Below are 10,509 nucleotides of genomic sequence, written 5' to 3'. Positions count from 1 at the left end.
TCCTGCGGGGGGCAGCGCCAGGGCGCGGAAGGCCGCCGTCCACGCGCAGGGACGTCCACAATTCCTGAGTTGCTCGGCGATGACCATCATCGGTTCTGGTCGGTGCGGACAGGCCATCGATGATGCGGCTGTCGCTCTCGGCCTTCTCGCGGTGCCGGGCGGCGCGGTGCGGGGTGGTCAGCCGTCCAGCCGGCGCCAGCCTGTCACCGGCCCGGGGGCCACCGCGTCCTCAGGGGTGATCCAGAACGCCTTCCCCAGCCCGGTGTCGAACTGTGCGCCGGCCCGGCCGTCGCCGGACGAACGCCCGGTGAGGCGTCGCCCGATCCAGGGCATCAGATGCTGCCGGGCGAAGCGGACGTCGTCGACCCGCCGCTGTACCCACCGCGCGGGCGCGGAGACCGGCATCGGCTTCTGCCAGTCACTCTCCGCGGGCAGCCCCAGCGTCTGCCAGACCGCCTCCGCGACCCTGCGGTGTCCCTCGGCCGTCAGGTGCAGCCGATCGACGTCCCACATCCGCGGATCGCCGAGCGACGGCGCGCCGTACAGGTCGGCCACCAGCGCACCATGGCGCTCGGCCAGATCATCGACGAGGGAGAACAGCTCTTCCATGCGCGGACGGAAACGTTCCATGACCGGACCGTTCCGGCCTGGGCTGCGCATCAGCACCAGCGTCTTGCACGACGGTGCGAGACGCTCCACCGCCTCCTCCAGGCGGCCACGGACCATTCCCATGTCGCACTTGGGCCGCAGGGTGTCGTTGAGCCCTCCGACAAGCGTGATCACATCCGGCTGCAGGGCGGCGGCAATCGGGACCTGTTCGTCCACGATCTGGCCGATGAGCTTCCCCCGTACGGCGAGATTGGCGTACCGGAACCCGGGCGTACGGAGCGCGAGGCGGGCGGCGAGGACGTCGGCCCAGCCGCGGTACGAACCGTCGGGCAGCAGATCCGACATGCCCTCGGTGAACGAGTCGCCGACCGCGACGAGACTGGTGTAGGAAGCATTCAATTCCATGGCGCTGCCGATCGTACCGTGACCGCGGCCTGCGGCGGAGGGCGGCGGGAGAGCGGCAGCCGCGTGGAGCCAGGGGCGGCGGGGAGGCACGCGCACGTGCCGCCGGAATGCCGAAGAGGGGCGCGGCCGCGGCCGTGCCCCTCCCCGTGCCCGTCGCCGGGCGCCGACGTCAGCGGGCCTGGTGCCTCCCCACCAGCTCACGCAGCACGTCCTCCATCGTGATCATGCCCGCCAGCCGGCCGTTCTCGTCGAGTACGGCGGCCAGATGCGTACGACTGCGCCGCAGCGCGGTCAGCACGTCGTCCAGCGGTGTCACCGCGCGTACCCGGGCGATCGGCCGCAGAGCCGTCACCGGGAACGGCACATCGCGCGGTGCGGCGTCCAGGGCGTCCTTCACGTGGAGGTAGCCGATGATGCGCTGCTCGCTGTCCATCACCGGGAAGCGGGAGAAGCCGGACTCGTGGGAGAGCCGCTCCAGTTCCTCCGGGGTCGTGCCGACCCTGGTGTACAGCACCCGGTCGACCGGAAGCAGTACGTCCTGGACCGGGCGGCGGCCCAGTTCCAGTGCGTGGCGCAGACGGTCCGCCGAGCGGTCGTCGACCAGCCCGGAGTCCTCGGCGTCCTTGACGAGGCGCGCCAGTTCGTCGTCGGAGAAGGTCGCGGAGACCTCGTCCTTGGTCTCCACCCGCAGCAGCTTGAGCAGAGTGTTCGCGAAGGCGTTGATCGCGAAGATCACCGGCTTCAGCGCCCTGGCGAGAGCCACGAGGGGCGGCCCGAGCAGCAGGGCGGTGCGGGCGGGCTCGGCCAGTGCGATGTTCTTCGGCACCATCTCGCCCAGCAGCATGTGCAGATACGTCGCCACGGTCAGGGCGATGACGAACGAGATCGGATGCACCAGCCCGTGCGGCACCCCCACCGAGTCGAAGACGGGTTCCAGCAGATGGGCGATGGCGGGTTCGGCGACGACACCCAGCACCAGTGTGCAGAGCGTGATGCCCAGCTGTGCCGCCGCAAGGAGCGCCGACACGTGTTCGAGGCCCCAGATGACGCTGCGGGCCCGCCGGTTCCCGGCCTCGGCCTCGGGCTCGATCTGACTGCGGCGTACGGAGATCAGAGCGAATTCCGCGCCGACGAAGAAGGCGTTGACGATCAGGGTCAGAAAGCCGATGAAGAGCTGGACGGCGATCATCGTTCGTCCTCCGTCGGCTCGTCGCTGCCGGGCAGCGGGGCGTGCAGCAGCGCACGCGCGGCGCGATGCCCCGAAGCGTCCACCACGTCGATCCGCCAGCCCCCGAGCTCGACGGTGTCGCCGACCACCGGGATGCGGCCGACCTCTGTGGCGATCAGGCCGGCCAGTGTCTCGTACGGTCCGTCCGGTACCCGCAGCCCGATGGTGCGGAGCTGGTCCGTGCGGGCCGCTCCGTCGGCGGACCACAGGGTGCGCCCGTCCGCGTCCTCACCCGCGGCCGCCAGGTCGGGGGTCTCGTGCGGATCGTGCTCGTCCCGCACCTCGCCGACGACTTCCTCCACGATGTCCTCCAGCGTCACGACTCCCGCCGTGCCGCCGTACTCGTCGATCACGACCGCCATGGCCAGCTTTCCGGAGAGCCGGTCCAGCAGGCGGTCGACGGTGAGCGTCTCCGGTACCAGCAGCGGTTCGCGCAGCATGTCCGACACCCGTTTACGGGGCCGTTGGTCCGCCGGAACGGCCAGCACGTCCTTGATGTGGGCGACGCCGACGACCGTGTCCAGACTGCCCCGGTAGACGGGGAAGCGGGAGAGACCGGTCGCCCGGGTGGCGTTCGCGACGTCCTCGGCGGTCGCCTGCACCTCCAGGGCGGTGACCTGGACGCGGGGGGTCATCACGTTCTCCGCGGTCAGTTCGGACAGGCTGAGGGTACGCACGAACAGTTCGGCGGTGTCCGCCTCCAGCGCGCCTTCCTTCGCGGAGTGGCGTGCCAGGGCCACCAGCTCCTGCGGGCTGCGCGCCGAGGCCAGCTCCTCGGCCGGTTCGAGGCCGAAGCGCCGCACGATCCGGTTGGCGGTGTTGTTGAGGTGGCTGATGAAGGGACGGAAGACCGCCGTGAACGCGCGCTGCGGTGCGGCGACGGCCCGCGCGACGGTCAGGGGGGAGGAGATCGCCCAGTTCTTCGGGACGAGTTCACCGACCACCATCAGGACCACGGTGGACAGCGCGGTGCCGAGCACGAGTGACAGTGAGGAGGACACACCGGGAGACAGCCCGACCGCTTCCACCGGGCCGCGGATCAGCTTGGCGATGGACGGCTCGGAGAGCATGCCCACGATCAGGTTGGTGACGGTGATGCCGAGCTGTGCACCGGAGAGCTGGTAGGTGAGGCTGCGTACGGCCTTGAGAGCTCCCGCCGCACCCCGGTCCCCCCGCTCGACGGCGCGTTCGAGCTCGCCGCGCTCCACGGTGGTCAGGGAGAACTCGGCCGCCACGAAGGCGCCGCAGGCGAGGCAGAGCAGTACCGCCACGAGGAGCAGGAGCAGTTCGGTCATCGGTTCACCTCCGTCCCATGATCGGGCAGGGGCAGGAGGTTCGCTCGATGTCGGCGGTATCGACTACTGGGAGGCTCGCCCATGGGCGGACGCTCACACCTTTCCATTGGGTCGGACGATTGAGGATCCATAGTAAAGGATCGGCAAAATGCCCTGTACGGCAGAGGGATTGCGGCTGGTCACAGCCCCTCGGCGGCGTCGGTCGTGGTCACAGGGACTTGACCCAGCGCCGCCAGTGGTCCTCGCGATGGTAGCCAGCCGCGCCCCATGTCCGGTGCGCCCGGTCGTTGGACTCCAGGACCATGGCGTCGATCCGCCGCCCGCCCAGCGCGAGGAATCTTCGTTCCGCCGCGTCCATCAGCGCGGTGGCGACGCCCTGCCGGCGGAAGTCGGGGTGCACGGCGAGCCGGTACGCGGAGCATCGCCACCCGTCGAAGCCGGCTATGACGGTCCCGGTGATCCGGCCGTCGCGTTCCGCGAGGAGCAGGGCCCCGGAGTCCCGTGAGATGAGCCGTGTCACTCCGTCGTGGTCGTCGGTGATGCTGGTGCCTTCCGCGGCCTCGCGCCAGAACCGGAGCACGGCATCGACGTCCGACGGCGCGGCACAGCGGATATCAAGATCAGTCATGACCCGAGCCAACCAGAACGATCGAGGGAGGGGCGAACGGTTTCCGGCGCCGCGCCGCCGGTGGACCGAGGTCCTGGGCGTGCCTGTGACCGCGTCCGAGGGGCGTGACCGCAGTGGAATCCGGGAGCTCCCGGTGCGCCGTCCGCTCCCCTTGCGGGTGCTAGCGGACTCGCGCTAGCTTTGAGGGCGTGCCCAAGACTCAGCTGAACGTCCGAGTGGACGAGGCCACCGCCGAGGCGGCGCGGCAGCGCGCCCTGCAACGGGGGATGAGCGTGAACCGTTACATAGAGGAGCTCGTCAAGCAGGATGCGGGCGAGGTGGGACATACCTTCGTCGAGGCCGCGGCCGACTTCATGAAGCAGTACGAGTCGGTGTTCGCCGAGGAGTTCGGCCCGGAGCGCAAAGGGACCCGTTGAACCTGCAGATCGACCTCTCCTGGCTGCTCATGGTCGCCGAGCACAAGACGCCCGGTGATCCGCAGGTCGTCGACTGGGGTGCGCTCGTCGCCGCTGTCAGCCGGCACGAAGCGGAGATCTTCGGCAGCCCCGTCTACAGCGACCCGCACTCCCGGGCGGCCGCCATGCTGCAGCTGCTCCTCCACGTGCCCGCCCTCGAACACTCCAACGCGATGTTCGCGTCCGCCGTCGCCTACGGCTACCTCGTCGCTTCGGGCCTGAAGGTCATCACCTCTCCCGAGCAGGTGCGTGATCTGGCCAGGCTGGTGAAGGAGGGCAAGGCCGACGTCCGGGCCATCGCCGAGGAGCTGCGCGGGTGGAGCCTGTGACCGGGGCCCCTCAGTCCGTACCGGCCGGCGGGCCCACCACGGCGGACCGGCGTGCCACGCCGAGGACACATGGGGAGCTGGGCAGCTGGACGCCCCGCTCGGGAATCCGGAAACTCCGGTGGACCCCCAGCTCGAAGCCCGCCTCCCCGATGGCTGCGACGGTGTTCCTCGCCGTGTGACAGCCTCCGAACAGCAGGGGCCAGAAGGTGCGGTCCACCGCCCGCCGGGCCGTCGCCAGCGCTCCGTCGGCGGCCAGGGTGTGTTCGAAGAAACGCAGCTCACCGCCCGGCCGCAGCACCTGCTTGATCTCCGCCAGCGCCCGGGGCAGATCCCGTACGGTGCACAGGACCAGCGAGGCCACCGCCGCGTCGAACGCCTCGCTCCTGACCGGCAGCGCCTCAGCGGTGCCCGGCACCACATCGACCGGCACCTCCGCGCGCAGCGCCGAATCGGCTGCCAGCTGCCGCAGGCCGCGCTCCGGCTCGATCGCCACCACTTCGGACACCGCCCCCGGGTAGTGCGCGAAGTCGAGGCCGTTACCGGCGCCGATCTCGATGACGCGGCCGGAAAGACCGCTGAGGAGCTCGTCACGATGTGCCGCCACGCCGCCCTTCAGGTCGGCGGTCACGCTCATCCGGGCGTAGAAGCGGGCGAACACCGGATGGTGCACCGCGTCCCGGGGGCAGGGACAGATGTGCTGCGCCGACGCATGAGCGGGCCTCCTTCGGAGGGCACGTGCACACTGCTCTCCTTGGATTCTCCCCTTTACGGACCGGCGCCGCTCGGCCGCTCATCCGGCAGGGCGGTTCCCACCGATCTCCGGAGCCAGCCAGCTCGCCGCCCGCGCCCGGAAGTCGGCCGGGAGCAACGAGCCCGCTCCGGCCGGCACAGCGCCGAGCAGCGGGGCGCCCGCCGCGACCGGAAGGTCGTCGAGGTTGCACCGCGAGGCCAGGTCGGGCTCGGCCGGCATGCTCCCCACCACCACTCCGGAGCACGTGAGCCCTCGCGTCCGCAGTGCCTCCGCCGTCAGCGCGGTGGCGTTGAGTGTTCCCAGCCCCGCGGGCGTCACCACCAGCACGGGCGCCCCCAGCAGGCGAGCGGCGTCCGCGAGCGTGGCCCCCTGCTCGTCGTAGCGGACGAGGAGCCCGCCCGCGCCCTCGACCAGCACCAGGTCGTGCTCCGTCTCCAGCTTCTGGACGGACTCGGCGATCTCGTACGGACGCACGTACGGGAGCCCCGCTCGGCGAGCCGCTGTCTCGGGCGCCAACGGCTCCGGGAAGCGGGCCAGTTCGACCGCGGTCACATGGGCGCCGGCCAGCCGTGCCACTTCGGCGGCGTCCCCCGGCTCCCCTGGGGCGAGGCCCGTCTGGGCGGGCTTGAGGACCGCGACACGGCGGTCGTGGAAGGCGGCCGCCACCGCCGCGGTCACGATCGTCTTACCGATCTCGGTGCCGGTCCCGGTCACCACGAGGATCGTCATCTCAGCCCTCCTTCGCCGCCGCGCACACGGCCCGGCAGATCCGTGCCACATCGTCGTCACCGGTCACATAGGGCGGCATCGTGTACACGAGATCGCGGAACGGCCGAAGCCACACGCCCTCGCGGACCGCGGCCCGTGTCGCGGCTGCCATGTCCACCTCGTGATCCAGCTGTACGACCCCGATCGCGCCCAGCACCCGGACATCACGTACGCCGGGCACGCCGACGGCCTCGGCCAGACCCTGCCGCAGCCCCGTGCCGATCCGCTTCACCTCCAGCTCCCAGTCCTGGCCCAGCAGAAGATCCACCGACGCGCAGGCCACCGCCGAGGCCAGCGGATTACCCATGAAGGGCGGCCCGTGCGCCAGCACGGGAACGTCGCCGCTCGAAATGCCCTCGGCCACCCGCGAGGTGCACAGCGTCGCCGCCAGCGTCAGATAGCCACCGGTCAGCGCCTTGCCGACGCACATGACATCCGGTGACACCCCGGCGTGCCCCGCCGCGAACAGCTGTCCGGTCCGGCCGAAGCCCGTCGCGATCTCGTCGAACACCAGGAGCACGTCGTTCGCGTCGCACGCCTCACGGAGCACCCGCAGATACGCGGGGGAGTGGAAGCGCATGCCGCCCGCCCCCTGCACCACGGGCTCCACGATCACCGCTGCCAGCTCATCGGCATGAACGGCGATCAGCTCGCGCAGGTGCCTCACGTACGCCTCGTCCGGCTCGGCGCCGAAACCGTCCGGAGGGGCGTCCGCGAAGATCTGCCGGGGGAGGGACCCCGACCACAGCTCGTGCATCCCGCCCTCGGGGTCACACACCGACATGGGCTGCCAGGTGTCCCCGTGGTACCCGCCACGCCAGGTCAGCAGCCGGTGCTTGGCGGGCCGCCCCGCCGAACGCCAGTACTGGAGGCACATCTTCACGGCGACCTCGACCGAGACCGACCCCGAATCGGCGAGGAAGACGTGCCGCAGCGGTTCCGGCGTGATCTCGACCAGCCGGGTCGCCAGCCGGACGGCGGGCTCATGCGTGAGCCCGCCGAACATCACATGGCTCATGCGGTCCAGCTGACCGCGGGCGGCCTCGTTCAGCACCGGATGGTTGTAGCCGTGGACAGCCGACCACCAGGAGGACATGCCGTCCACCACCTCGCGGTGCCCGTGGGCGGGCTCGGCGAGCCGGAGGCGCACCCCTGACGCGGACTCCACGACCAGCGGTTCCTGCCGGCCCGGCATCGGACCGTAGGGGTGCCAGACGTGGGCCCGGTCCAGGGCGAGGAGTTCTGCGGGGCGGAGCGGTTCAGGCATTGGGCGCGAGGTCCGTCCCGGCGCCGCGACGGCGGACCGCCACCAGGTCGGTACGCGCCGCGAGGCCCTCGGACGGTTCCGGAGCGGCCTCGGCGGTGTCACCGCACGGAGCGCAGCCGCCCTCGTGCGCACCGCAGCCGCCGGCCTCCGGAGCGCGGTGCCCGGGGAGGGTCTTGGTGGCTGCTCCCTCGACCTCGAAACCGGCGTCCGCGATCATGTCGAGATCGGTCTGACCGGCCTGGCCCTCACTGGTCAGGTAGTCGCCCAGGAAGATGGAGTTGACCAGGTGCAGTGCGAGCGGCTGCATCGAACGCAGATGGACCTCACGGCCGCCCGCGAGCCGCACCTCGACGTCCGGGCACACGAACCTGACCATCGCGAGGATGCGCAGGCACCGCTGCGGAGTGAGGTGCCAGTCCTTCGCGAGCGGAGTCCCCTCCATGGGGATGAGGAAGTTCACCGGCACCGAGTCGGGGTCCAGCTCACGCAGCGAGAAGACGACGTCCACCAGGTCGGCGTCGGTCTCACCCATGCCCGCGATCAGACCCGAGCACGCCGAAAGCCCGGCGGCCTGGGCCTGCTGGACGGTGTCCACCCGGTCGGCGTAGGTGTGCGTGGTCGTGATGTCCCCGTACGTCCCCTCCGAGGTGTTGAGGTTGTGGTTGTACGCATCGGCGCCCGCAGACCGCAGACGGTCGGCCTGACCCTCCGACAGCAGGCCGAGGCAGGCACACACCTCGACGTCCTCGTGCTGTTCCTTGATGGCCTCGATCGTCCGCGAGACCCGGTCGACGTCGCGGTCGGTCGGCCCCCGGCCGCTGGCCACCAGGCACACCCGCTTGGCGCCGCCGGCCACCCCGGCGGCTGCGGCCTTCTTCGCCTCGTCCGGCTTCAGCCAGGTGTACTTGAGGATCTCGGCCTTGGAGCCGAGCCGCTGCGAGCAGTACGAGCAGTCCTCGGGGCACAGCCCGGACTTCAGATTCACCAGATAGTTGAGCTTGACGCGCCTGCCGAACCACTGGCGGCGCACCTTCCCGGCCGCGGCCACCACGTCGAGCAGTTCGTCGTCGGAGGTCGCCAGCACGGCGAGCGCTTCGTCACGGGTCGGCAGTTCGCGCCGCAGCCCCTTTTCCACCAGCGTGTTCAGCAGGTCCATGGCGTTGATCCTGACGTACGGCACCACCATCGGCCAAGGAGGAACCGGACAGCAGAGCCGGTCGATGCTGTGTGTATTGCCACACCCTGGCCCGTTGCGCGCCCGGTTAGGGTCTGTGAGCTGCCTACAAAAGGACTTGCTCATGGCCTACGACCCGTTCGGCTGGATCGACGACGAGGCCCGGCGGCGCGCCGACGCCGGACTCGTCCGGACGTTGCGTCCCCGCCCCGCCGGGACGGAACTGCTGGACCTCGCGAGCAACGACTACCTGGGGCTGAGCCGGAACCCCGAGGTCACCGCGGCAGCGGCCGACGCGGCACGGACGTGGGGCGCGGGCGCCACCGGCTCGCGGCTCGTCACCGGGTCCACCGTGCTGCACGCCGAACTGGAGCGCGAGCTCGCCGGGTTCTGCGGATTCGAAGCGGCCCTGGTGTTCTCCTCCGGCTACGCGGCCAACCTCGCCGCACTCACGGCGCTGACCGGCCGCGATTCGCTGATCGTGTCCGACGCGGGCAACCACGCCTCGATCGTCGACGGCTGCCGGCTCTCCCGTGCCGCCACCACCGTCGTTCCGCACGCGGACCCCGAGGCTGTGCGAAAGGCGCTCCACGCGCACGACGGCCGGGCGCTGGCCGTGACCGACTCCGTCTTCTCGGTGGACGGTGACGCCGCCCCGCTTGCCGGGCTCTGCGAGGTCTGCCGCGACGCGGGCGCGGCCCTCCTCGTGGACGACGCTCACGGACTGGGCGTCCTGGGCGCGGGCGGGCGCGGCGCGCTCGCGGCCGCCGGACTCGCGGGCGGCGAGGGGATCGTCGCCACCCTCACTCTCTCCAAGTCCCTCGGCAGCCAGGGCGGAGCGGTGCTCGGATCTGCCCGGGTCATCAGCCACCTGGTGAACACGGCCCGTACGTTCATCTTCGACACCGGTCTCGCGCCGGCGGCCGTCGGCGCGGCTCTCGGCGCTCTGCGTCTGCTGCGCCGTGAACCCGGACGCGCGGCGAGGGCCGGGGCCGTAGCCGCCGAGCTGTACGCCCGGCTGACGGCGGCCGGACTGACCGCGGTGCGCCCCGATGCCGCCGTCGTCTCGGTCCGGGCACCCTCGGCGGAGTCGGCGGTGCGCTGGGCCGCCGACTGCCGCGCCGCGGGTCTCGCGGTCGGTTGCTTCAGGCCGCCGTCGGTGCCGGACGGGATCTCCAGGCTGAGACTGACCGCCCGGGCGGACCTCACGCAGGATCAGATCGCCACCGCCGTGGATACGGTCCTCGCGACGGCGCCCCTGCCGGTCAGCTGAACAGCCGGCCGCCCGAGCGGCGACGAAGGGCGTCCGCGCAGTCGCCGGGAAGAGTGGTGCCAGGTGCCAGGTGCCAGGTGCCAGGTGCCAGGTCCCAGGCCCCGGACGGCCCGGACACCCGCTGCGACAGGGCTTGCTGACCAGCGCGATCAACCCAGGGCGTCCGTGCTCCTCCCCAGCGGGTCGCCTCCGCTCGCCCTCGACGGCCGGCCACCGCTGCCAGGACCCCGCCCTCGGCCTCGGTGGCCGTACTGCTCGCGCTCGTCCGGTCCCCGGCCGTGGCCCGCTGGTGCGCTGCCCCGGCCGGCGGCCGGCTGCTCCGGCCGC

At 71.4% G+C, this 10,509-nt stretch carries 12 protein-coding genes; 3 read left to right on the top strand and 9 right to left on the bottom strand.

The annotated features are described in order from the left end of the window. Positions 1-177: 177 nt before the first annotated feature. The 4 genes from VN520_RS33115 to VN520_RS33100 all read right to left on the bottom strand — a co-directional run bounded on the left by VN520_RS33115 (position 178) and on the right by VN520_RS33100 (position 4,165). A complete protein-coding gene (locus VN520_RS33115; protein ID WP_325750640.1) occupies positions 178-1,014 on the bottom strand; it encodes an SGNH/GDSL hydrolase family protein in 837 nt (278 codons plus the stop codon). Between the two features lie 169 nt (positions 1,015-1,183). Next, positions 1,184-2,203 carry a hemolysin family protein gene (locus tag VN520_RS33110; protein WP_325750639.1) on the bottom strand — a complete coding sequence of 340 codons (1,020 nt, stop codon included), beginning with the start codon at positions 2,201-2,203 and terminating at the stop codon, positions 1,184-1,186. Next, positions 2,200-3,537, bottom strand: a complete 1,338-nt coding sequence (locus VN520_RS33105) for a hemolysin family protein (protein WP_325750638.1) — start codon at positions 3,535-3,537, stop codon at positions 2,200-2,202. The genes VN520_RS33110 and VN520_RS33105 overlap by 4 nt, the downstream gene beginning before the upstream one ends. Positions 3,538-3,745: 208 nt before the next feature. Further along, on the bottom strand, positions 3,746-4,165 hold the full coding sequence (locus VN520_RS33100) for a GNAT family N-acetyltransferase (protein ID WP_325750637.1): 420 nt from the start codon (positions 4,163-4,165) through the stop codon (positions 3,746-3,748). Positions 4,166-4,353: 188 nt separating this feature from the next. On the opposite strand from VN520_RS33100, the gene VN520_RS33095 reads away from it, so the two are divergent. Together VN520_RS33095 and VN520_RS33090 are read left to right on the top strand one after the other, a co-directional pair. Then, positions 4,354-4,581 carry a hypothetical protein gene (locus tag VN520_RS33095; RefSeq protein WP_030921856.1) on the top strand — a complete coding sequence of 76 codons (228 nt, stop codon included), beginning with the start codon at positions 4,354-4,356 and terminating at the stop codon, positions 4,579-4,581. Next, the gene (locus tag VN520_RS33090; protein WP_325750636.1) at positions 4,578-4,949 is read left to right on the top strand and encodes a fic family toxin-antitoxin system, toxin component; all 372 of its coding nucleotides are present in this window, start codon (positions 4,578-4,580) and stop codon (positions 4,947-4,949) included. Before VN520_RS33095 ends, VN520_RS33090 begins: the two co-directional genes overlap by 4 nt. Before the next feature lie 10 nt (positions 4,950-4,959). On the opposite strand, the gene VN520_RS33085 is transcribed toward VN520_RS33090, so the two are convergent. The 4 genes from VN520_RS33085 to bioB form a co-directional block, all read right to left on the bottom strand. After that, positions 4,960-5,583, bottom strand: coding sequence for a class I SAM-dependent methyltransferase (locus VN520_RS33085; RefSeq protein ID WP_325750642.1), 624 nt, complete (start codon positions 5,581-5,583; stop codon positions 4,960-4,962). 156 nt (positions 5,584-5,739) lie between these two features. Further along, positions 5,740-6,429 (bottom strand): dethiobiotin synthase, encoded by a 690-nt coding sequence (gene bioD / locus VN520_RS33080; RefSeq protein WP_325750635.1) that lies wholly within the window; start codon positions 6,427-6,429, stop codon positions 5,740-5,742. Between the two features lies 1 nt (position 6,430). Then, positions 6,431-7,735 carry an adenosylmethionine--8-amino-7-oxononanoate transaminase gene (locus VN520_RS33075; protein ID WP_325750634.1) on the bottom strand — a complete coding sequence of 435 codons (1,305 nt, stop codon included), beginning with the start codon at positions 7,733-7,735 and terminating at the stop codon, positions 6,431-6,433. Beyond that, entirely contained in the window at positions 7,728-8,891 is a 1,164-nt protein-coding gene (bioB, locus tag VN520_RS33070) for a biotin synthase BioB (protein ID WP_325750641.1), read from the bottom strand. Before bioB ends, VN520_RS33075 begins: the two co-directional genes overlap by 8 nt. Positions 8,892-9,033: 142 nt before the next feature. On the opposite strand from bioB, the gene VN520_RS33065 reads away from it, so the two are divergent. After that, entirely contained in the window at positions 9,034-10,182 is a 1,149-nt protein-coding gene (locus VN520_RS33065; protein WP_325750633.1) for an 8-amino-7-oxononanoate synthase, read from the top strand. Here the strand turns inward: VN520_RS33065 and VN520_RS33060 are convergent. Next, a partial coding sequence (locus tag VN520_RS33060) for a hypothetical protein (RefSeq protein ID WP_325750632.1) occupies positions 10,175-10,509 on the bottom strand: 335 nt, incomplete at its 5' end. The two genes, VN520_RS33065 and VN520_RS33060, sit on opposite strands and share 8 nt — an antisense overlap.

This window comes from Streptomyces sp., assembly GCF_035563135.1.
Lineage (GTDB): Bacteria > Actinomycetota > Actinomycetes > Streptomycetales > Streptomycetaceae > Streptomyces.
Note: the sequence above shows the minus strand (reverse complement) of the source record. Positions and strands in the feature narration are given on the sequence as shown.

Bases quoted from the DNA above. Each gene is read 5' to 3' on its own strand.
- VN520_RS33115 (WP_325750640.1), bottom strand. From the start codon at position 1,014: ATGGAATTGAATGCTTCCTACACCAGTCTCGTCGCGGTCGGCGACTCG.
- VN520_RS33110 (WP_325750639.1), bottom strand. From the start codon at position 2,203: ATGATCGCCGTCCAGCTCTTCATCGGCTTTCTGACCCTGATCGTCAAC.
- VN520_RS33105 (WP_325750638.1), bottom strand. From the start codon at position 3,537: ATGACCGAACTGCTCCTGCTCCTCGTGGCGGTACTGCTCTGCCTCGCC.
- VN520_RS33100 (WP_325750637.1), bottom strand. From the start codon at position 4,165: ATGACTGATCTTGATATCCGCTGTGCCGCGCCGTCGGACGTCGATGCC.
- VN520_RS33085 (WP_325750642.1), bottom strand. From the start codon at position 5,583: ATGAGCGTGACCGCCGACCTGAAGGGCGGCGTGGCGGCACATCGTGAC.
- bioD (WP_325750635.1), bottom strand. From the start codon at position 6,429: ATGACGATCCTCGTGGTGACCGGGACCGGCACCGAGATCGGTAAGACG.
- VN520_RS33075 (WP_325750634.1), bottom strand. From the start codon at position 7,735: ATGCCTGAACCGCTCCGCCCCGCAGAACTCCTCGCCCTGGACCGGGCC.
- bioB (WP_325750641.1), bottom strand. From the start codon at position 8,891: ATGGACCTGCTGAACACGCTGGTGGAAAAGGGGCTGCGGCGCGAACTG.
- VN520_RS33065 (WP_325750633.1), top strand. From the start codon at position 9,034: ATGGCCTACGACCCGTTCGGCTGGATCGACGACGAGGCCCGGCGGCGC.